This window comes from Ancylobacter oerskovii (assembly GCF_018390555.1).
Classification (GTDB): Bacteria; Pseudomonadota; Alphaproteobacteria; order Rhizobiales; family Xanthobacteraceae; genus Ancylobacter; species Ancylobacter oerskovii.
This window is the reverse complement of the sequence record NZ_JAHBGB010000030.1, coordinates 19,763-39,719: the sequence shown is the minus strand read 5'-3', so window position 1 is coordinate 39,719 and position 19,957 is coordinate 19,763. Positions and strand designations below refer to the sequence as shown.

General features: G+C 66.7%; 21 protein-coding genes. 16 read left to right on the top strand and 5 right to left on the bottom strand.

Going from position 1 to position 19,957, the window contains the following annotated elements:
• Positions 1-368, bottom strand: a 368-nt coding sequence (locus tag KHC19_RS13270; protein ID WP_213352845.1) for a (2Fe-2S)-binding protein, incomplete at its 3' end; no start/stop codon positions are given.
• A gap of 1,136 nt (positions 369-1,504) precedes the next feature.
• Positions 1,505-2,422, bottom strand: coding sequence for a LysR substrate-binding domain-containing protein (locus tag KHC19_RS13265; RefSeq protein WP_213352844.1), 918 nt, complete (start codon positions 2,420-2,422; stop codon positions 1,505-1,507).
• Positions 2,423-2,639: 217 nt separating this feature from the next.
• Between KHC19_RS13265 and KHC19_RS13260 the strand changes: the two genes are divergently transcribed.
• From KHC19_RS13260 to KHC19_RS13245, 4 genes are all read left to right on the top strand, one after another.
• Complete coding sequence (locus KHC19_RS13260) at positions 2,640-4,070, top strand: NAD-dependent succinate-semialdehyde dehydrogenase (RefSeq protein ID WP_213352843.1); 1,431 nt, start codon at positions 2,640-2,642, stop codon at positions 4,068-4,070.
• Positions 4,071-4,103: 33 nt separating this feature from the next.
• Entirely contained in the window at positions 4,104-4,595 is a 492-nt protein-coding gene (locus tag KHC19_RS13255) for a hypothetical protein (protein ID WP_213352842.1), read from the top strand.
• A gap of 25 nt (positions 4,596-4,620) precedes the next feature.
• On the top strand, positions 4,621-5,373 hold the full coding sequence (locus KHC19_RS13250; protein ID WP_213352841.1) for an SDR family oxidoreductase: 753 nt from the start codon (positions 4,621-4,623) through the stop codon (positions 5,371-5,373).
• A gap of 61 nt (positions 5,374-5,434) precedes the next feature.
• Positions 5,435-6,130: a type 1 glutamine amidotransferase domain-containing protein gene (locus KHC19_RS13245; protein WP_213352840.1), complete on the top strand. Its 696-nt coding sequence runs from the start codon at positions 5,435-5,437 to the stop codon at positions 6,128-6,130.
• Positions 6,131-6,609: 479 nt separating this feature from the next.
• Here the strand turns inward: KHC19_RS13245 and KHC19_RS13240 are convergent, their stop codons facing one another.
• Positions 6,610-7,323 carry an MgtC/SapB family protein gene (locus KHC19_RS13240; protein WP_213352839.1) on the bottom strand — a complete coding sequence of 238 codons (714 nt, stop codon included), beginning with the start codon at positions 7,321-7,323 and terminating at the stop codon, positions 6,610-6,612.
• Between the two features lie 605 nt (positions 7,324-7,928).
• Between KHC19_RS13240 and KHC19_RS13235 the strand changes: the two genes are divergently transcribed.
• The 5 genes from KHC19_RS13235 (at position 7,929) to KHC19_RS13215 (ending at position 13,833) form a co-directional block, all read left to right on the top strand.
• Entirely contained in the window at positions 7,929-9,044 is a 1,116-nt protein-coding gene (locus KHC19_RS13235; protein ID WP_213352838.1) for a linear amide C-N hydrolase, read from the top strand.
• A gap of 111 nt (positions 9,045-9,155) precedes the next feature.
• Positions 9,156-9,458 (top strand): YtcA family lipoprotein, encoded by a 303-nt coding sequence (locus tag KHC19_RS13230; RefSeq protein ID WP_246548846.1) that lies wholly within the window; start codon positions 9,156-9,158, stop codon positions 9,456-9,458.
• Positions 9,459-9,461: 3 nt separating this feature from the next.
• Entirely contained in the window at positions 9,462-10,511 is a 1,050-nt protein-coding gene (mdtN, locus tag KHC19_RS13225) for a multidrug transporter subunit MdtN (protein WP_213352837.1), read from the top strand.
• Complete coding sequence (locus KHC19_RS13220; protein ID WP_213352836.1) at positions 10,511-12,319, top strand: FUSC family protein; 1,809 nt, start codon at positions 10,511-10,513, stop codon at positions 12,317-12,319. The genes mdtN and KHC19_RS13220 overlap by 1 nt, the downstream gene beginning before the upstream one ends.
• Positions 12,316-13,833, top strand: a complete 1,518-nt coding sequence (locus tag KHC19_RS13215) for a TolC family protein (protein ID WP_213352835.1) — start codon at positions 12,316-12,318, stop codon at positions 13,831-13,833. The genes KHC19_RS13220 and KHC19_RS13215 overlap by 4 nt, the downstream gene beginning before the upstream one ends.
• A 58-nt stretch (positions 13,834-13,891) precedes the next feature.
• On the opposite strand, the gene KHC19_RS13210 is transcribed toward KHC19_RS13215, so the two are convergent.
• Complete coding sequence (locus KHC19_RS13210) at positions 13,892-14,761, bottom strand: LysR family transcriptional regulator (protein ID WP_213352834.1); 870 nt, start codon at positions 14,759-14,761, stop codon at positions 13,892-13,894.
• A 212-nt stretch (positions 14,762-14,973) separates the two neighbouring features.
• The gene (gene nikR / locus KHC19_RS13205) at positions 14,974-15,447 is read right to left on the bottom strand and encodes a nickel-responsive transcriptional regulator NikR (RefSeq protein WP_213352833.1); all 474 of its coding nucleotides are present in this window, start codon (positions 15,445-15,447) and stop codon (positions 14,974-14,976) included.
• Between the two features lie 181 nt (positions 15,448-15,628).
• Between nikR and KHC19_RS13200 the strand changes: the two genes are divergently transcribed.
• The 7 genes from KHC19_RS13200 (at position 15,629) to KHC19_RS13170 (ending at position 19,933) form a co-directional block, all read left to right on the top strand.
• A complete protein-coding gene (locus KHC19_RS13200) occupies positions 15,629-16,363 on the top strand; it encodes a DUF4198 domain-containing protein (RefSeq protein WP_213352849.1) in 735 nt (244 codons plus the stop codon).
• Positions 16,364-16,372: 9 nt separating this feature from the next.
• A complete protein-coding gene (gene cbiM / locus KHC19_RS13195; protein WP_213352832.1) occupies positions 16,373-16,987 on the top strand; it encodes a cobalt transporter CbiM in 615 nt (204 codons plus the stop codon).
• Positions 16,984-17,544 (top strand): cobalamin biosynthesis protein CbiL, encoded by a 561-nt coding sequence (locus tag KHC19_RS13190; RefSeq protein WP_213352831.1) that lies wholly within the window; start codon positions 16,984-16,986, stop codon positions 17,542-17,544. The genes cbiM and KHC19_RS13190 overlap by 4 nt, the downstream gene beginning before the upstream one ends.
• The gene (gene cbiQ, locus KHC19_RS13185) at positions 17,520-18,254 is read left to right on the top strand and encodes a cobalt ECF transporter T component CbiQ (protein WP_213352848.1); all 735 of its coding nucleotides are present in this window, start codon (positions 17,520-17,522) and stop codon (positions 18,252-18,254) included. The genes KHC19_RS13190 and cbiQ overlap by 25 nt, the downstream gene beginning before the upstream one ends.
• Positions 18,251-18,958, top strand: a complete 708-nt coding sequence (locus KHC19_RS13180; RefSeq protein ID WP_213352830.1) for an energy-coupling factor ABC transporter ATP-binding protein — start codon at positions 18,251-18,253, stop codon at positions 18,956-18,958. Before cbiQ ends, KHC19_RS13180 begins: the two co-directional genes overlap by 4 nt.
• 241 nt (positions 18,959-19,199) lie before the next feature.
• Entirely contained in the window at positions 19,200-19,502 is a 303-nt protein-coding gene (locus KHC19_RS13175) for an urease subunit gamma (protein WP_213352829.1), read from the top strand.
• Between the two features lie 20 nt (positions 19,503-19,522).
• Positions 19,523-19,933, top strand: coding sequence for an urease subunit beta (locus KHC19_RS13170; protein WP_213352828.1), 411 nt, complete (start codon positions 19,523-19,525; stop codon positions 19,931-19,933).
• Positions 19,934-19,957 lie beyond the last annotated feature (24 nt).

The window sequence follows — 19,957 nt, the reverse complement described above, 5'->3', positions numbered from 1 at the left end:
ATGTCCGCGTCGCTCGGCTGCGGGTTGGTCGGCAGCAGGCTGGCGGCGGCCATGATCATGCCGGTCTGGCAGTAGCCGCATTGGGGCACATCGAGCGCCAGCCAGGCCTTCTGCACCGGGTGGGAGCCATCGGACGAGAGTCCTTCGATGGTGACGATCTTCTGGCTTTCCTCGATGGAGGAGACCGGCATGACGCAGGAGCGCGTCGCCACGCCATCTATGTGCACGGTGCAGGCACCGCATTGGGCGATGCCGCAGCCGAACTTGGTGCCGGTCATGCCAAGCTGCTCGCGCAGGACCCACAGGAGTGGCGTGTCGGGCTCGGCCTCGAACTCCTCGACGCGGCCGTTGACGGTCAATCGAGCCATGACTTGAACCTCCCTTTGAACCCGGTGCGACGGGATCGCAGGCTAGGTTCGCGCTGTCGCAGAACCATGCCCTCCGTAAAGGAAGATGTCGCGAGACGGCTCAGAAGCCGCCGCTGACACGAATTGATACAGTTTAATCTGAGTGCCCGCGACCTCTCGCGCCGGAGGCCGGTATGTAGAAGCTGCAGCAGCGGCACGCTTGCGTAGCCAACCCCCGAAGTGGGGTGATCATGGAAGATCCCGAATACCACCAGGAGACACCAACGGAGAGCGGGATCGGCCTGCTAACCGATGGCGCGTGCCTTCTCTGGAACGGTATGCCTCGCCAGAGTGAGGCGGTTTGCGCCTCTTCCAGTGGTTCCAGTCACGAGCGGTCTCTGGCACGGTCCGCTCGCGTTCGGCGCACTGCCGCAGATACTCGCTGCAGAATGAGGATAGGACAACGTCGAGAGAATGAGGGCATCTTAGGTGGAGTGCAGGCACCTATCACAGCCGCGGCGATCTGGTCGAGCGTTCCGTCCTCCCGCTCGCCACCCGCCTAGGTACACACTCGCTATACGCTTCAACCGCATGTGAGGGACGTAGTCATGCAGGTGCCGACGCAGTGCCGGGCTGCTTCGGATAATGTATGCGATCATGCGAACGCCGCTTCTCGTACCGTTTCCTTACGGAAGGCACAGGGTGTTTGGCCGGTCTCTTTCTAAAGGCTCGGGTGAACGCTGCCAGCGACTAGTAGCCGACGCTACGCGAGACCTCGGCGATGGCAGCGCCCCACTTCCGGATCATCCTCGTGGCCGATAGATGCGCCAGTAGGTCAGGTAGTCGAGCGGTGTTCGGCCGACAATGGCCTTGAACCGGGCGTTCGCTTTCAAGATTCTCGGGGGTCATAATAGCCGTTTGAAATTGAGGCGCGACGGCATGCCGCTATTGGACTCTCAGCCATCCCCCTTCTGGCCCAAAGGAGCCGATGCGCGAGGTTTGATGCAGGTCCGCTTGTGGGCAGCGCGTGCGTCACCGCGGCAATGACCGAGAAGGCGGCGCAAGGCAGACCTCGCCGAACAGGCCGTCTAGGGCCGATAGGGATCAGTAGCGCCCACGCCATTAGTTCACATACTAACTGGCGCCTGGACCGGGAGTTATTCGGCTTTGGGCAAAGTGCCCATACCGCTTTCGCGTGACGTGACCAGACGGTCGATGTTCTCCAGGAAGTGCTTGAGCACGGGTGAGGGGTTGTCCGCGCGATAGCCCGCCGCGATGTCGATCGTGGGCGGATTGCCCACCAGCGGGCGGCTGACGACAGGCCGGGGCAGGAGCGGCTGGACATAGGCCGGCAGGAGGGTCACCCCGCCGGTCGACGCCACCAGCGAAATCCCGGTCGCGATGCCATCGAGGAAGCTCGTCGGCGCCATCGCTACGCCGCGATCGGCCAGATAGCGGTCGACAATGCTCCGCAACACATGCGGCGAGTCGGTGTAGCCGATGAAGGAGTCGGGCCGGATGTCCCGCACGTCGATGGCCGAGCAGGCGGTCAGCGGGTGGTCGCGGGGCAGCACGACCCGTATCGGTTCGGAAGCGATGACCCGGTAGGTCACGTCGGGTTGAGGCTCGATCCGGCAGAAGCCGAGGTCGATGTCGCCGCGCTGCAGCGCCGCGCCGATCTCGACGGAGAAGTCGCTCGAGACCCGAAAATCGATGTCTTTCAGTTGGTCGCGCAGCACGTAGCTGACATGGCGCAGCCATTCCACTTCCTGCCCCGTAAGGAAGCCGACCGAAAAGCTCGGCTTCGGCGGCCGCGCGGCCCGCCGAGCCGCGCCTACCGCCTCCGCCGCTGATTTGAGCGCCAGACGGGCGTGCTCCAGGAAAGCCCGCCCCGCCGGTGTCAAGCTGACGCCCCGTGCGCCGCGCTCCAGCAGTTGCGCGCCCACCTCGTGTTCCAGATCGCGCAGCTGGCGGCTCAACGAAGGTTGCGCCGTGTGCAGGCGCTTCTCCGCCGCGACGGTCAGGCTGCCTTCCTCGGCTATCGCGACGAAGTAGCGGAGATGCCTCAACTCCATCAGCCATGCCTTTAAGCTATGGCTGAGAGATAAACGAAGTCGTTCTCACGCGCAACCGCTCGGCCTATTCAATGAGGGTCAACCCAGCGCCACCGAGCCTTGCGGCGGATGGCGCGGGCCAGAGTCGCCTACCGACCGGCGATCTTCCGGCAACCCACCCTCACCTCCGGCGAAACCCGCCGGGCATGGCGCGCCGCATGGCGCGAGGAGCCGACCCATGTCTCACGAGTTCCGTCTCCTGATCGACGGCGTCGAGCGCCCGGGCTCGGCGGCACAGTCGTCCGAAGTCGTGGACCCGTCGACCGGCGGGGTGATCGGAACCGTCGCCCACGCCACCGTTCATGACCTGACGCAGGCCGTCGGCGTCGCCGCCCGGGGTTTGCGTGCCTGGTCGGCCACCCCGCCTTGGGAACGCGGCCGCGTCCTCAAACGCGCGGCAGACATGCTGCGCGCGGATATGGAGGTCGCGGCCCGCACCATTACGCGGGAGCAGGGCAAGCCTCTGGCCCAGGCTCGGCTCGAGGTCCAGCGCTCCGCGGACTTTCTCGAATGGGGCGGCGAAGAGGGCCGGCGGATCGCCGATTACTCCATCGCGGGGCGCACTCCCGGCAGCCGCACCGAGGTGCAGGCGCATCCGGTCGGCGTCGTGGCCGCCTTCACGCCGTGGAATTTCCCCATGGCGCTGGCCGCCAAGAAGTTCGCGGGCGCCCTGGGAGCTGGCTGCTCGGTGATCTGCAAGCCCTCGCAGGAAACGCCGGGACCCGTGCTGACCCTGGCGCGCACCCTGCTGGAGGCGGGCCTGCCGCCTGCGGCGATGTCCGTCATCTTCGGCGAGCCGGAGTTGATCTCCGATCATCTCGTCGCCGCGCCGGAAGTCGCCAAGCTGTCCTTCACCGGCTCGATTCCGATCGGCAAGCGCCTCGCCGCCGCGGCCGGCGCCCGCATCAAGACCGTCGGCATGGAGCTTGGCGGCCACGCGCCCGTCATTGTCTGCGGCGACGTCGACCCGATCTGGGCCGCCGACATGCTGGCGACCGCCAAGTTCCACAATGCCGGCCAGTTCTGCCTCAGCCCGTCGCGCTTCTTCGTCGAGGCCTCGATCCGCGACCGCTTCGTCGCCCGCTTCATCGACCGCGCGGAAGCGCTGCGGGTTGGTCCCGGTCAGGATCCGGGCATTGAGATGGGGCCGCTCGCCAATGCCCGCCGCCTCAGTGCCGTGGAAGCCATGGTCGAGGACGCCCGCACGCGCGGCGCGAGGGTCCTGGCCGGCGGCCGCAAGCTTCGCAACGAAGGCTATTTCTACGCGCCGACCGTGCTGGACGACGTGCCTGAAGACGCCGCGGTCCTGAACGAGGAGCCCTTCGGCCCGATCGCCCCGATGCTCTCCTTCACGGACGAGGCGGAGATGCTGCGTCGCGCCAATCGTCCGGAGTTCGGACTGGCGTCCTACGTCGTCACCCGTGATCCGGGGCGCCAGCGCCGCCTGATCGACGCGCTCGAATACGGCGTCGTCGGCGTCAACGGTCCCATCACCCACCATCCGGAAGCCGCCCTCGGCGGCTGGAAGGAGAGCGGCATGGAGACCGAGGGCGGCCCCGAGATCCTCAAGCCCTACCAGCGCACCAAGCATCTGAGCCTCGCGGCCTGATCCGGCGCGCTCCTCGAACCCTGGAGATGCGACATGCTCGAAGATCCCTTCGCCTCCCTGTCTTTCATCGCCGGGCCGGCCATCCTGACCAACGCCAGCGCCATCCTCCAGAACGGCGCCACGACGCGCTACAACCTCGCCATCAGCCACTGGCGCGAAACCCGCGCGGCGCTCGAGACGGATCGGCAGAGCCTCGCAAGCCGCTACGTCGACCCCGCCGAGGCGCTTCATCTGATCCGCCGGCGCGTTTGGCTGCAGCTGAACTGCCTGGGGCTGCTCAATGCCGCCGTCGCCCTCTTTGCCGGCACCACCGTGCTCGGCCTGGCCGGCGCGCTGATGCTCCGCAGCCGCGACGGCCCGGCGGACCTGCTGATCACCGGAATGTTGGTCTCGGCCGGACTGGGCCTCGCCGCCCTTCTCGCCGCGACCCTGGCCCTCTTCATCGAGAGCGTGTCCAGCGCAGCCCTGCTGCGCCTCGATCGCGAGCACGGCGAGGCCGCGCCCCGCAACACCAAGCTTGGCTGACCCTCACTCTCAAAGGACGAAGACAATGACCACCCTCTCCATCGTCACCGGCGGCAGCCGTGGCCTCGGCCGCAACACCGCGCTCAGCATCGCCCGCCATGGCGGCGACGTGATCCTGACCTACCGCAGCCGCGCCGACGAGGCGCAAGCGGTGGTCGGCGAGATCGAAGCCATGGGCCGCCGCGCCGTCGCCCTCCAGCTCGACACCGGCGACGTCTCGGGCTTTGGCGCCTTCGCAGAGCAGGTGTGCGACGCGCTGACCGCTCTGGGCCGCGACCGCTTCGACCATCTGGTCAACAACGCCGGACACGGCGAGATGGCCGGCTTCGCCGAGACGACCGAGGCGCAGTTCGACCTCCTCTTCAATGTGCACGTAAAGGGCGTCTACTTCCTGACCCAGGCGCTGCTACCGATGCTGGCCGATGGCGGGCGGATCGTGAACTTCTCGAGCGGCCTCACGCGGGTCTCCTACCCGGGCTTCTCGGCCTATTCGGCCGCCAAGGGCGCTGTCGAGATCATGACGCTCTACATGGCGAAGGAACTGGGCGGCCGGGGCATCACGGCAAACGTCGTCGCGCCGGGAGCCATCGCCACCGACTTCCTCGGCGGCGCGGTGCGGGACACCCCGGCCTATAACGACGCCTTTGCCGCGATGATCGCGCTGGGTCGGGTGGGCCTCCCCGACGATATCGGTCCGGCGGTCGCCAGTTTGCTCGGCCCCGACAACCGCTGGATCACCGCCCAGCGCATCGAGGTCTCGGGCGGCCAAAACATCTGATCTCTCGCTTCCCGAAAAATGGGCGGGGCGTCGGGCGTCCGCCCTTCAAGGAGGCATAACCATGAAGTCCATCCTCATCGTCCTGTCCGCCGCCGATCACCGGACCCGCGCGGACGGCTCGCTCTACGAGACCGGTGTCTGGGCCGAGGAGTTCATCGTCATTGACGAGGCCTTCCATCGGGCGGGCTTCCGGGTGGATCTGGCGACGCCCGGCGGCATAGCGCCGACCATCGACGCTCTTAGCCGTTCGCCTGATCTGATTGGCGAGGACGCCGCGCGTCGCTACCGGAGCTACCTCGACCTGAACGCCGGCCGCCTGACATCGCCTCTCGTCCTCGCCGACATCGATCCGCTGACCTATGACGCCATCGTCATTCCCGGCGGCCACGGTCCGGTCGAGGATCTGTGGAAGGATGCCGACATGGGGCGGGTCCTGGTGGAAGCAGACCGCGCAGGCAAGCTGATCGGTTCGGTGTGCCATGGCCCCGCCGCCCTTCTCGCGGCCGATGACGATGGTCGCTGGCCGTTCGCGGGCCGCCGCATGACCGCTTTCACCGATGAGGAGGAGATCGCGTTCGGCACGGCCGAGAATGCGCCCTGGCTCCTCGCCCGCAGCCTGCGCGAGCGCGGTGCGGTATTCGATCAGGGGCCGAACTGGGGCGTTTTTGTCGTCGAGGACGGCAACTTGATCACCGGCCAAAATCCGGCCTCCAGTGCGGCCGTCGCCAAGGTCGTCATCGCGGCGCTGGGATCGTAGATCTTGCGTCCGATTGCTTTTCTGGGCGAGTCAATACGGGATCGCCCACAGGCACCGACAAGGCGCGTCGCCTTCCCTGGCCATCGATCGCCTGTCGGCTGTCTCAATAGCTTTATTGGCGCGGGTGATCTGCAGGTGGGTCGCGTCCCGCGGAGCGGACTGTCCCGACCAGGTCAAGTCTCGTGCCGGCCGCTGCCCAATCGAACCACATGAATATCGTTGCCGACCCGGGCTCGCCGGGCACCGAGATGGCCGATCTTCTGGTCCGGCTACTTCTTCAGAGTGACAGTTAAAACGCCCAGACGGCTCATTATTTCCAGCGGCTGCCGGGTTCCAGCCGGAGCATCAAGGTGAAATACCGCATCGAGTTCCGCATTCACATCCCGGGAAAGTGCGATATCCAGGGCACCGTCATTCTCATCACGCTCTCCGGAGCGAATGGCAGCCGCGGCCCGCGACATAGTTGAGCGCAAGCACCCTCAGTCGGCGCCGCTCCGCGCCCAATGCGCCGAGAAAATCTCGGGTAGGCGGCGCAGATCGGCGACCAGGGCATCCAGCTCCTTGGCTGAGACGACGGTTGAAACCAGCTGGGCGGTGATCTGCACCATGTCGTGCGGCCGCAGCTGGTCATCGATAGCGGCGACGGGGAATGATGCCTTCTCAAGTTCGGCGTAAAGCTGCGCCTGCAAATGCGCGGTCTTCGCTAGCTGCCCGATGACGATCACCTGATAGCTCGCCTCGCTCTCCTCGCCCTGAGGCAGGCGCTCCATAATCCGCACCAGCGGACGCAGCAGCGTATTGCCGGCCAGAACGAACACCGTGAGCAGCACTGCCTGGGCGACAAGGTCAGCGCCCGCGCAGGCGCCCACCGCCGCCGAGCACCACAGCGTTGCGGCGGTATTGAGTCCGCTGATATTGGCGCCATCCTTCATGATGACGCCGGCACCGAGAAAGCCGATGCCCGATACCACATAGGCGATGACACGGACCGCGCCTTCCGGGCCGCTCAGATGCATGGCGAGATCGATGAATTGGCAGGCACCGATCGCCACCAGCACATTGGTGCGAAGGCCCGCCATGCGCTGGCGATATTGCCGTTCCGCGCCGATCAGGGTGCCGAGCACGAAGGCGACGACTAGGCTGATCAGCGTCGAGGAAAGCTCGGCGATCTGGAACGAGGCGAGGAACGGCATTTCGGGCTTGCCTCTGGCGCAGGGTGGCATCGGTCGGCAGGACGGATGGTGGCACCCTCCCCTGTATGCTCTAAGGCCCGTTTATTGATGTTTCGATGACAACTCGAAACGAGACGCCAAAAGAATCTTTTTGAACGAAGGACATGCCGACGAAGAGATCGCGGCCGCGCTGTTCGTCACCCCCGCAAGGGTCATGTGGTGCCTGCGCCCGGTCACGGTCTCGCCTAGCCGAACTTGTGACGCAAGCCGTCCGATGTCTGTAAATAAGTGCCGAAGCGGAACCTCGGTTGCAAACGGCTTATTGAACCGTCCCGGGTTCGCCGGAGGCCGTTTGGTTTGAAGTCTGGCTGCGATGGCCGGCTCGTCCAGCCGATTTGCTCGCGATCGACATGATCGCCGCCCAAAGCGGTGGATGGCCGCACCGACAAGGCTCAGCTGAACGTCAGATCACCCTTGCCAACTGTGAGCCATCCACACACGGCCTTTTACGCTGACTTGGACTGTGTGATCCGAACACACCAAACACTGCCGCGCCGATCGGGCAAAGCTTGCCACGGTCGACACTAGACGCTACCGAATGTGTCCGTCGTTGGAGTTGACCAATAATGTGTACCTCACTGAGCTACAGGGACCTCGCTGGCAAAGTTTATTTCGGACGAACGCTGGAGCTGACCATCGATCTGCCCTACCAGATCGTCTGGCTCCCGGTTGGCTTTGCAACACGCTCGGAGATTCCGGGGCATCCGCCAGTCGAGTTCCATGCCCGCCACGGCATGCTGACCGTCGCCATGCCGAGTCGCGTCCCCACGGCCGAAGCGCCGCTCGGCATCGATGACTTCAAGGTGCTGGAAGGCCTCAACGAAGGGGGCCTGACCTTCAGCCTGCTGTCCTATCCGGCCGCCGCCGGGACGCAGCGAGCGCTCGCCGCCACGCAGGCGGTGCTGTCGGCCTCCGATCTCGGCTGCTGGATTCTCGGGCAGTTCGCCACCGTCGCCGAAGTAAAGACAGCGCTGGCCGCGCAGCCGATCCTCCTGCAGCCGCTGGCCATTCTCGGCGGCGTGGAATCGCCGTTCCACTACGTGGTGCACGACGTCACCGGCGCGGCCGTGGTCATCGAATTCAACCGCGGCGAGATGTCGGTCTACGACAATCCGGTCGGGGTGATGACCAACGGACCGGAGTTCCCCTGGCACCTCACCAATCTCAACAACTATACCCACCTCACCAATGTCGACGCGCCGACGGCCAGCTTCGGCGGCTACAAGGCGATCCAGCCGGATTCCGGCATTGCCACCGCCGCGCTGCCGGCCTCAAACACCTCCGTCGGGCGTTTCGTCCGCGCCGCCTTCTTCGCCCATTTCACCGAAAAAGCGACCACGCCCGATGTGGCGGTGCGCACGCTGGCGCATGTGATGAACAATTTCGACCGCGCCCGCGGTGTCAGCATCGACTATCCGAACGCCGGGGGTGGCCATATGGAGGTTGCCGGCCTGGAGCCGGAGAAGGGCGTCACCTACGCGACCGAGTTCACCTCCTGGACCAGTCTGTCGGACCTCGACCGCAAGCTGTTCTTCATCCGCGACTATCAGAGCCTGAACTTCACCAGGTTCGACCTCGGCCAGCTGACTTCCCTCACCGTGCCGAAGGTGTTGCCGCTGAAGGCGCTCAATGGCGGCGCGACCGATGCCAGCGAAACGCTCAAGGCCGTTGCCGCCGCGTGACACCTTCCACGCTGCCGCCGGCGGCTTGTGGGAAGGCGTGGCCGTCGGCTTGGTTTGCCCGGTCGCGGCTGTTAACACATTGAAAGGTACAGGCGGGGGCCGACGCGACGAATGCCGCTGCGACGCGTTGAATGGGATCGTCTTGCCGGCGTGATCGCGCCGGTATCCCTGGTGCTTGGCGCCCTGATGCTTGGTGGGTGCGATGCCCGGCTGGCGCCGTCGGTGCCGTTGTTCGGCGCCTACTTCCCGTTCTGGCTGGTCTGCACCGCCGCCGGTGTGATCGGGGCAGTAGTGTTGCGCGGGTTGTTCATTCGCATCGGTCTCGACGACGTGCTGCCCTGGCGGCTCGCCGTCTATGCGAGCCTCGCTGCCGCCATCGGTTTCCTGCTCGCCCTTACCGTGTACGGGCGCTGAGCGATGGCAGCCTCCGCCTATTCCCATCGCCGCAGCCTGTTCGGGTCGAGCATCGCCGCGCTGATCATCGTCGGCGCCGTCGGCGCCGGCTGGCGCTATCTCGACATGGCGGAAGACCGTCCCTTGTCGGAGGATGCCGTTCTGACCGCCAACGTGGTCAACATCGCCTCGACCGTTCCGGGGCGCATCGTCACGCTGGCGGTCGCCGAAAACCAGAAGGTGGCGAAAGGCGACCTGCTGTTCACCGTCGACCCCGAGCCCTACCGTCTCGCTGCCGATCAGGCGCGCGCCGATCTGAAGATCGCCGAGGCGACCCGCGATGGACAGCGCCGCACCATCGCGGCAGAGCAGTCCAACGCCGCCATCGCTGGCGAGCAGATCACCCGCGCCCGCACCAATCTGGCGCTGGCCGAGCAGACATTGGCCCGGCTGACGCCGCTGCTGCCGAAGGGCTACGTCACCGCGCAGCAGGTCGACGATGCCCGCACAGCGCGTGACGATGCCCGCACCAGCCTCGCGCAGGCGGTGAAACAGGCCGAGGCGGCCGACAGCCTCGTCAGCACGCTCGACGCCTCCGAGGCGCTGGTAGAGGCACGGCTCGCCGCGCTGGCCATCGCCGAACGCAGCCTCGCCAATACCGAGGTGCGCGCGCCGCATGACGGGCGCGTGGTCGGGCTCACCACCGCGACCGGACAGATCGTCGCTCCCGGCCAGTCGGTCTTTACGCTGATCGACACCAGCAACTGGTATGCCTCGGCCTCGTTCCGCGAGACCGAGCTGCCGGCCATCGCGGTCGGCGATTGCGCCCGCGTCTATGCATTGGCCGACCGCTCGGTCGCCATCGCCGGCACGGTGCAGGGCGTCAGCTGGGGCGTCATTTCCGAGGACGTCCTCAACCTGCCGCGCGCACTCCCCTATGTGCCGAAATCGCTGAACTGGGTACGCATCCAGCAGCGCTTTCCGGTGCGGATCCGGCTGATCGACCCGCCGGAGAACCTCATGCGCATCGGCGCTTCGGCGGTCGCCATCGTGCACCGCGGCGAGCGCTGCTGATGGCGATGGCAGGCGCCTCCGATGCGCCGGATCGGCCGCCGGCACCGCGCTCGCTGCTCTCGCAGGCCGTCGCCGACCTGGCGCCGTTTCCCGGCCGCGCGGCGCTGACCTGGCGCATCGCGCTTCTGTGCGCGCTGGTCTCCGCCACGGCGATGCTGTTCCAGACGCCGGAAGCGGCGATCAGCTGCTACCTGATCATCTTCCTGATGAAGCCCGACGCGGTGCAGAACATCGGCACCGCCATCGGCCTCATCTTGCTGGTGGCGCTGGTCGTGCTCGCCCTGATCCCGATCATCAATGCGACGGTGGAGACCCCGCTGCTGCGGTTGCTCGCCATCGCGCTGGTGTCCTTCATCTTCCTGTTCATCGGCGCGGCGAGCCAGCTCGGCGAGATCGGCGGGGTGATCGGGCTGGTGTTCGCCTTCCTGCTGACGTTGGTGAACATGGCGCCGGTCGCCGACGCCGTGACCTTCGGGCTGCGCTACGCCGCCTATATGGCGATGATGCCGATGGCGTGGATGATCGCGTTCAACCTCGTGCTCGGCCTGTCGCCGGTGCGCCTGCTGCGCGCCACGCTGCGCGAGCGGCTGGAGGCCTGCGCCGACGCCATCGCCAGCGGCGCCCCGGCGCGCCATGAGGCGCTGGCCGAGCTGCTGCGCGCCGACAATGCGGCCCTGGAGAAGCAGGCCGGCTTCGTCCGGCTGCTGAATCTCGTGCGGCGCCGCAACGCCGCGCAGATCGCCCGCGACGTGCGGGCGTCCTACCGGCTGATGCTGGCGGCTTCCGGCCTGCCGGACGACCTCGATCCGGCAAGCCGGACGGACATTCTGGCCGCGCTGCACGCGGCGATTGCCGCGCTCGACGCCGGCGAGCAGCCGCCCATGCCGCCGGCCCCGGATATCGCGGCCGGCGCCGCCGAAAGCGAGATCTTCGCCGCGCTGGCGATCATCGCCGGTGCCCCGGAGGGCGAAGTCGTCGCGGCTCCGAAGGCGCCGTTCCTCTTCCCGGACGCCCTCTCCAATCCCGCCTATCAGCGCTTCGCGCTGAAGACCACCGCCGCCGCGGTGATCTGCTATCTCATCTATACCGGGCTCGACTGGTCGGGCATCCACACGGCGATGATCACCTGCTACGTCGCCGCGCTCGGCACCACCGGGGAGACCGTGCACAAGCTCGGCCTGCGCATCTTCGGCTGCCTCATCGGCGCCGCGATGGGCATGGCGGCGATCCTGTTCGTCATGCCGCAGCTGGAGACCGTCGGCGGGCTGATGGTGCTGGTATTCGCCGGCGTGCTGGTCGGCGCCTGGGTCTCGACAGGACCGGAGCGCATCGCCTATGGCGGGGTGCAGGTCGCGCTCGCCTTCCTGCTCACCGTGCTCCAGGGCTTCGGGCCGGCCACCTCGCTCGATACCGCCTGGGACCGGGTGGTCGGCATCCTGCTCGGCAATGTCGTCATCTACCTCATCTTCACCCATCTCTGGCCGGTGCCGATCGAGAGCGCGGTGCGGGCGCATCTCAAGGCCGCGCTTGCCGGCGTGAGCCGCATCGCCACTCTCGCCCCGGAGCTGCGCCCGCATGCCGTGCAGGATGCCGCCCTGGTCGGCAGCGAGATCGGCAAGGCGGCCGAGCTGGTGGCCCTCGTCCCCTTCGAGCCGCCGGCCATCCGCGCCGCGCCTGAAGTCGAGGCCGTGCTGCGCGCGACGACGGCGGAGATCGGCCAGCTCGTCCGCGATGTCTATCTCGCCCGCGTCCCGGCCGCTTCGGTGGAGGAGTCGCTCGCCCGTCTCGACGCGACGGTGGCGACATGAGGCGCCTGCTGCTGATCGGCGCCTTGCTGGGGCTTGCCGCCTGCGCGCCGAACGCCGCGCATATGGCGTCGCGCAGCGCCGACACGCCATGGGCGCCGAACGGCAAGGAGGACGGCGTGTGGAGCGCGCAGGGCGAGCCCGCGACGCCGCCTCCGGCGACGGCAACCGGCGCGCCGGATTTCCGCGTGCCCGCCAATCCCGCGCTGGCCGTGCTGCCCTCCGCGCCGGAGCTCGATGCGAAGCGCACCTACCGGCTGCCGGAGCTCATCGACATCGCCCAGCGCAACAACCCGTCGACGCGCTCCGCGTGGGAGCGAGCGCGCGAGGCGGCGCTGGCGGTCGGCATGGTCGAGGCGACCTATCTGCCGCTGATCACCGCTAGCGTCATCGGCGGCCGGCAGAGCGTCGAGCAGCCGCTGCCGATCCCCGTCGGCACCCAACGCTATTTCGAGACCACGGCGGAAGGCGTGTCCTCCGCCGTCGCGCTGCAATGGCTGGTGTTCGATTTCGGCCAGCGCGCCGCCGTCGCCGATGCCGCCAAGCAGGGGGCTGTCGCCGCCAACGTGCTGTTCAATGGCGAGCACCAGAAGCTGATCTTCGACGTCACCCGCAGCTATTACAGCTATGGCGCGGCGGTGACGAACACGCGCATTGCCCGCGACACGCTGCGCAACAGCCTCGCCATTCGCAGCGCCGCCGAGGATCGTCTCGGTCATGGCCTTGCTACCATGGTGGAGGTGGCGCAGGCACGCCAGCAGGTCGCCCAGTCGGAGCTCCGGCGCGTGCAGGCGGAGGGGAAGGAGCGCGACGCCTATCAGGCGCTGATCGCCGCGATGGGTGTCAATGCCACGCTGCGCATCCATGTCGGTGACGATGGAAAGCGCCGCCTGCCGGATGCCGGCAATGTGCCGCTCGACCAGATGATCAAGCTCGCTTTGTCGCAGCGGCCGGATGTCGTCGCCAGCTATTCGGCGATGCAGGCCAGCCGGGCCGGCATCAAGGCCGCGGAAGCCGAGTACCTGCCCAAGGTGTTCATCTCGGGCGCGGTCGCCACCGGCCAGGGAAACTTCAACGCCAACGGCCTGCCGACCATCGGCCAGCAGGCGACCGGCTCGGGCGTGCTGATCGGCGCCACCGTGCCGCTCTACGACGCCGGCCTGCGCGCCGCCCAGCTCAAGCAGGCGCAATCGCGGGCGGCGGCGGCGGAGAGCACCTTCCAGCGTACGCAGACGCTGACCGTCACCGAGATCGTCGCGGCCAACAACGCGCTGCGCACCGCGCTCGAATCCTATCGGGCGGCCACCGCGCTCGCCTCGGCCGCCGCCATCACCTATGACGCCGCTCTGGAGGCTTATCGCAACGGCGTCGGTACGGTTACGGCGGCGACCGCCGCCGATTCCGGGCTGCTCGACGCGAGGCAGGCGCAGGCCGACGCCCATGCCGCCGCGCTGATCGGCGCCGCCAATCTCGCCTTCGTGGTGGGAGCGATGACCACTCGCGATACGGTACCCTAAAAGCCAGCGCCTGAAGTCGGCAACCGGAGACACGCACTTTCGCTCAGGGAAGGCGAGCTTAGCCTGTCGATCGCTTTGCCACCTCGCTCAGGACCGCACGGAACGCGCCAGCCGCTGAATCGAGAGACGCTCCGTTGCTCTCGACGACGTAAGTGAGCTTGCCGAGCGGCGGCAGGCCAGCATCTTCGGGAACTTCTTCGAGCACCGTCTTCTTGAAGCTCTTTCCAATGGCCATGACGCCGAGGCCCGATCGTGCGGCGGCGATCACGCCCAACAGATTGCTGCACTCCGCAACGTCGATCCATGGGCGGCGGCTCGTCAGAAGCGCCCGCTCTGTGAGATCGCGGGTGAGGCTCGGCTTCAGGTAGGAAACCAGCGGCACGGGATCGGAAGGCCTCAGCTGGAGCGATCGATGCCCCACCCAGATCAGCTGTTCCTCCCACAGCGTTGCGGCTTCCTTTCCGTTATGGCTCTTGCCCAAAATGACATCGACTTCGTGCGAGCGCAGAACATCGCGGAGATGCTCGTTGCGGCCGGTAATGAACTTCAAGCCGAAATCAGGGAACTGTGCGCGGAAGATGCCGAGGACTTCCGGCAGGCGCGTCCGTACGAACTCATCCTCGATGCCAACCTTGAGCACGCCCTTCAATCCGGGGCGGGCGAGACGTAGGCGCGCTTCCTCGGACAATGCGAGGATCGACCGCGCATAGATCAGCATAGCCTCGCCGTCGGGGGTGAGGCTCACCTGCCGCGTGGTGCGGTGCACGAGCCTGCGGTTGAGACGCTTCTCGAGCCGGGCGATTCGCTGGCTCACCGTGGACTGCGCCGATCCGAGCTCGGCGGCGGCGAGGCTGAAACTGCGCTTCGTCGCCACGGCATCGAACGCACGCAATTCATCCGTATCGATGAGGTTGCCCTGTTCCTGCATCACCCACCCAATCTGTCCATTTCCCTCGTTCTTGGGCGTTATGCATCACAGGTCACATCGATGGCCAGCCTTACCGGCGGGGAACCTACATATATCGGCAACGCGCATAAGAACGCTGGAAACACCGCAGATGAAGGCGGGATTTCGACCCCACAGGCCAGGGCATATTGCGCCGGCTCCCGCTGTCGCCTGCGTGTGAAGGATGGCCCGGCTCAGAATCCGTTCAGAACCTTCAGATGGCTGTGCTCATGGGTCGAGCCTTGCGGATGCGCATGCGACGAGCGCTCCTCGGCCACCGGAACGAGGCTGAGGGCGCCGTGCAGGATGCCACGCTCGGCGAACAGCGCCTCGGCATAGGCCGAGACCTCGCCGACATGTCCGCGCATCAGCATCACGTCGATGGAGGTGGTGTGGTCGAGCGGGGCCGAAAGCACGGCGACCGTCTCGTCATGCCGGTCGAGGCGCCCCCGTGGGACACGGGCCGCGAGGTTGCGGACGGACTGGTCGATGACGCAGCTGACGACGCCGACGCAATGCGCGTCGGCTGGAGCCTCGCGTCGGGCGGACAGGCCACGGCGTACCAGATCGCGGATCGCCTCCGAACGATTGGCCGCACCGGTGCTCTCCATATAGGCGTCGAGCGCCGCGGCGAGATCGTCGTCGATGACGATGGTGGTCCGATGCATGCGCGGCCGCTCCTATCCTTGCCGCACGATAGGCCGACATCGGACGCCGTACAACGAAACCCGGGGCCGCTGGCTTGCCCGCCTTGGCGGCATGTGGGTATGATCTATTACACAGAATTTCATACAGAGAGGCGCCGTGAAGGATCTTCTTGCCATATTCGGCCGGTGCGCCGCGTGCCTGATGCTCGGTGCCGCGCCGGCGCTCGCCCATTTCCAGGAGATCATTCCTTCCGCCGACGTCGTTCCCGAAGGCGGCAAGGTAACGATCGACATGACGTTCACGCACCCCTTCGAGGGTGGTCCGGTGATGGAGATGAAGCGGCCGGTGCGGGTGGGCGTGCTCTCGGCCGGCCGGCAGACCGATCTTTCGGCCGCGCTTGCCGAGAAGCCCGCTGGCGGATCCGCCGGCTGGACCCTCACGCATGATGTAAACGAACCGGGCGCCGCGATCTTCTATGTCGAGCCGCAATCCTATTTCGAGCCCGCCGAAAACAAGCTGATCATTCACTACGCCAAGGTGCTGGTCGACGGATTCGCCTCCGGCGAAGGGTGGGACGAGCTGGTAGGACTGCCGGTCGAGATCCGTCCGCTCACCCGGCCGACCGGGCTGTGGACCGGAAACCTCTTCTCCGGCCTCGTCCTGAAGCAGGGCAAGCCGGTGCCCTTCGCCGAGGTCGAAGTCGAGTTCGTCAATGACGGCACGGTGAAAGCCCCGAACGATGCCTTCATCACGCAGGTGATCAAGGCCGATGCGAACGGGACGTTTTCCTATGCCATGCCGCGTGGCGGCTGGTGGGGCTTCGCCGCGCTGGTCGAAGGCGATGAGCCGGGAAAGTCACCGGACGGCAAGGATGTCCCGATCGAGGAGGGCGGCCTCATCTGGGTGAAGGCGACCGACATGCCCACCGCGCGCTGAGCGACCCGCATGGCCCACATTCCCGACGGCATCCTGTCCGTGCCGGTACTGATCTCTGGCGCCGCCATCGCCGCCGCGGGAGTCGGGCTGGGTCTGCGCCGCCTGGACGATCGCCTCATTCCACGGGCCGGCCTCCTCGCCGCGGCGGTTTTCGTCGCCTCGCTGGTCTCCATTCCCGTGGGGCCGTCCAGCGTGCATGTGCTGATGAGCGGGCTGATGGGCATCATGCTCGGCGTCGCCGCCTTTCCGGCGGTGCTGGTCGTGCTGCTGCTGCAGGCGCTGTTGTTCGGCTTCGGCGGGTTGACGACCCTCGGCGTCAACACCGTCAACATCGCCCTGCCGGGGGTGCTGTCCGCCCTGCTGCTCGGACCGGCGCTACGCAAGGCCGGTCACGCCACGACCCGCGCAGCCCTGGCCGGCCTCGTCGGCGTGCTTTCCGTCGCCGGGACCGGCCTGCTCGTGGCGCTGTCGCTTGCCCTCTCCTCCTCGGATTACACGCCCGTCGCCACCGTGCTGGTCGCGACCTATGTGCCGCTGATGATCGGGGAGGGGTTCGTCACCGCGACGATCGTGGCGTTCCTCGCCCGCGTGCAACCGGACGCGTTGCGACCGGTGGCGCCATGAGGCGGCTGTCCGTCGCGCTGCTGATCGTACTCGCGGCCGTGTCGCCGGCGGCGGCACACAAGCTGAAGGTGTTCGCCACCGTCGAGGGCGCCTCCGTCCGCGGCTATGCCTTCTTCATCGGCGGCGGGCGGCCGGACGGCAGCCCATGGGTGGCGAAGAATCCCGCCGGCACCGTCCTCGCCTCCGGCCGGACGGATGCCGAAGGCCGCTTCGCCTTCGATCTTCCACCCGCCGTGGAGACGGATGTGACCGTCACGGTCGACACGCAGGAGGCGCACATTGCGTCCGCGACGCTGTCGGCGGAGCGTTTCACGACCGGAGCGGCCGCTGCGCCGCCTACGGCAGCCGCGCCGGCCGGCGCCCCGCTCGTCCCGGCGGGCGACGACGCCCGGCTGGCGGCGCTGGTCTCCGTCGCCGTGCAGAAAGAGATCGAGCCGCTGATGGAGCGCATGGAGGTCATGGATTCCCGCTTGCGCTACACGGACGCGATGTCCGGCGTGTTTCTGATCATCGGGCTTGCCGGCATCGGCCTCTGGGCGCGGCGGGGGCGTCGCTGACCGCGCCCGGCGATCCCCGGCTGCGCCTCGTGGCGGCGGTCGTCGCCGTCGCGGCCATTTCGCTGTTGCAGACACTGCCGGTCGCCGCCGCCGCCCTCGTCGTCGCGGCTCTCGTCGCGCTGCTCAATCGACCCGATCCGCGGCTTTGGCGCCGGTTGCTACATGTCGAGGGCTTCCTGCTGCTCCTGTTCGCGACCCTGCCCTTTACCGTGGCGGGCCCGAGCATCGCCACCATCGGACCGCTGAGCGTGAGCGGCACCGGCCTCTGGCGCGCCGGGCTCATCGCGCTCAAAGTATCGGCTTCGGTGCTGGTACTGCTGGTGCTTCTCGGCGACCTCGAGCCGGAACGGCTCGGTGCGGCGCTGCGTGCCCTGGGCGTGCCGGAGCGGCTCTGCCGCCTGTTCGTGACGACAGCCCGCTACGCCACCCTCCTTCGCGAAGAGGCGCGCCGCCTGGGCGAGGCGATGCGCGCGCGCGGCTTCCATCCCCGCTCCAACCGGCACACCTGGAACAGCTACGGCAATCTGCTCGGGATGATCCTCGTGCGGGCGCTCGAACGCGCCTCCCGTGTCGAGGAGGCCATGCTTTGCCGCGGCTATGCCGGGCATTATCCCTATTCGTCGCTTGCCTCGCCGCGACAACGCGACTGGGTCGCCTTCGCGCTGGTTTCGGGCGCGGCTTTCCTGGCTTTGGTGATCGACCGGTTATGAACACGCTCATCGATCTCATCGACCTCACCGTCACCCGCGCCGGAAAGACCGTGCTGACCGGCGTCGATCTCACGCTGTCGCATGGCGAGCGCCTCGCCCTGATCGGACCGAACGGCGCCGGCAAAACAACCCTGCTGCGCAGCATCATCGGGTTGGAGCCCATCGGTGCCGGCCGCATCCGCCTGTTCGGCGAGGCGTGCACGACCGAGCGCGACTTCCGCAAGATTCGTCCACGCATCGGCTTTCTGTTCCAGGACAGCGACGACCAGTTGTTCTGCCCGACCGTGCTCGAGGATGTCGCCTTCGGTCCGCTCAATCTCGGTTGCAGCGAGGAAGAGGCCCGCGGCCAGGCGATGTCCGCGCTCGAACGCCTCGGAATCGCCCTGCTCGCCGAACGGATCAATCATCGGCTTTCGGGAGGTGAGAAGCGGCTGGTCTGCCTGGCGGGGCTGCTCGCCATGAAGCCGGACGTGCTGATGCTCGACGAGCCCACCAATGGCGTCGATGCCGAGAACGGGCAGCGGCTGCGGCAAGCGCTCCACGAATATGAGGGCGCGCTGCTCCTCGTCTCGCATGACGACGCGTTCGTCGCGGAGCTGGCGACACGCGCAATGTTGGTGCGGCATGGACGCCTGGTGGCGGCAGAAATCCATGAACACGCGCATGTGCATCGCCACCGCCACGTCCATCTTGGCTCGGAATAGCCTCTCCAGCGGAAACCGGCATCTGACAAGGGATCAACACCCCTCTCCTCAGTCGAAATCTATTGCCCACCCTGCCGTAAATGCCGGCTATTTATCTTCTATCTTGATAATTTATCGGCGTCGCCAGTTAATGCTGGTGTCGTCGTAGGGGTCGCTGTTATCACAAGACACGATCCCGCAGATCGATCCGGCCTGTCATCAGGACATGGTCGGAAGACCGTGTTCGTCGAGGAATTCGCCCATGCATTTTACCCCGCGAGAAATCGACAAGCTCCTGATCTACACGCTTGCCCAGGTGGCGCAGAAGCGGAAGGATCAGGGACTGAAGCTCAATCATCCTGAGACGGTCTCTCTCATCTCCGTCGCGGCACTCGATGGGGCGCGCGCCGGCAAGACCGTCGAGGAGGTCATGGAGTTGGCCAGCAAGGCGATCACCCGCGACGACGTTATGGAAGGTGTCGCCGAAATGATCCCTTATGTGCAGGTGGAAGCCGTGTTCACCGACGGTAGTCGCCTAGTCACGGTCCACGATCCCATCAAGTAGCGGCGGCGGAGCAGCTTCACATGAGCAATGACCAGGCTAAGACCCCCGTCGGCGGCCTCGTGCTCGGCAAGGGCGATATTGAGATTAATGCGGGTTATCCAACCACCACCCTGAAAGTCCGAAACACCGGCGATCGCCCGATCCAGGTCGGATCGCATTTCCACTTCTTCGAGGTGAACGCCTCGCTCGAATTCGACCGTGCACAGGCGTTCGGCAAGCGGCTTAATATTCCCGCCACCACGGCGCTGCGCTTCGAGCCGGGTGACGAGAAGGAAGTGGTGCTCGTTCCCTATCAGGGCAAGCAGCGGGTGATCGGCTTCAATGGTCTCGTCGACGGCTGGGTCGGCGACGAGAACTACAATGATTACCGCCCGCGTCTGACGGACGCTCTCGAGCGCGCACAGCGCTACGGTTTCAAGACCAAGTCGTGATGCGCACCAACAGTCAGGGAATGG

Coding starts and splice junctions, on each gene's coding strand:
- KHC19_RS13235 (WP_213352838.1), top strand. CDS start 7,929: ATGTGTACCTCACTGAGCTACAGGGACCTCGCTGGCAAAGTTTATTTC.
- KHC19_RS13230 (WP_246548846.1), top strand. CDS start 9,156: ATGCCGCTGCGACGCGTTGAATGGGATCGTCTTGCCGGCGTGATCGCG.
- KHC19_RS13170 (WP_213352828.1), top strand. CDS start 19,523: ATGAGCAATGACCAGGCTAAGACCCCCGTCGGCGGCCTCGTGCTCGGC.
- KHC19_RS13215 (WP_213352835.1), top strand. CDS start 12,316: ATGAGGCGCCTGCTGCTGATCGGCGCCTTGCTGGGGCTTGCCGCCTGC.
- KHC19_RS13175 (WP_213352829.1), top strand. CDS start 19,200: ATGCATTTTACCCCGCGAGAAATCGACAAGCTCCTGATCTACACGCTT.
- mdtN (WP_213352837.1), top strand. CDS start 9,462: ATGGCAGCCTCCGCCTATTCCCATCGCCGCAGCCTGTTCGGGTCGAGC.
- KHC19_RS13210 (WP_213352834.1), bottom strand. CDS start 14,761: ATGCAGGAACAGGGCAACCTCATCGATACGGATGAATTGCGTGCGTTC.
- KHC19_RS13250 (WP_213352841.1), top strand. CDS start 4,621: ATGACCACCCTCTCCATCGTCACCGGCGGCAGCCGTGGCCTCGGCCGC.
- KHC19_RS13240 (WP_213352839.1), bottom strand. CDS start 7,323: ATGCCGTTCCTCGCCTCGTTCCAGATCGCCGAGCTTTCCTCGACGCTG.
- KHC19_RS13180 (WP_213352830.1), top strand. CDS start 18,251: ATGAACACGCTCATCGATCTCATCGACCTCACCGTCACCCGCGCCGGA.
- KHC19_RS13190 (WP_213352831.1), top strand. CDS start 16,984: ATGAGGCGGCTGTCCGTCGCGCTGCTGATCGTACTCGCGGCCGTGTCG.
- KHC19_RS13255 (WP_213352842.1), top strand. CDS start 4,104: ATGCTCGAAGATCCCTTCGCCTCCCTGTCTTTCATCGCCGGGCCGGCC.
- KHC19_RS13200 (WP_213352849.1), top strand. CDS start 15,629: ATGCTCGGTGCCGCGCCGGCGCTCGCCCATTTCCAGGAGATCATTCCT.
- cbiM (WP_213352832.1), top strand. CDS start 16,373: ATGGCCCACATTCCCGACGGCATCCTGTCCGTGCCGGTACTGATCTCT.
- nikR (WP_213352833.1), bottom strand. CDS start 15,447: ATGCATCGGACCACCATCGTCATCGACGACGATCTCGCCGCGGCGCTC.
- KHC19_RS13220 (WP_213352836.1), top strand. CDS start 10,511: ATGGCGATGGCAGGCGCCTCCGATGCGCCGGATCGGCCGCCGGCACCG.
- KHC19_RS13265 (WP_213352844.1), bottom strand. CDS start 2,422: ATGGAGTTGAGGCATCTCCGCTACTTCGTCGCGATAGCCGAGGAAGGC.
- KHC19_RS13245 (WP_213352840.1), top strand. CDS start 5,435: ATGAAGTCCATCCTCATCGTCCTGTCCGCCGCCGATCACCGGACCCGC.
- KHC19_RS13260 (WP_213352843.1), top strand. CDS start 2,640: ATGTCTCACGAGTTCCGTCTCCTGATCGACGGCGTCGAGCGCCCGGGC.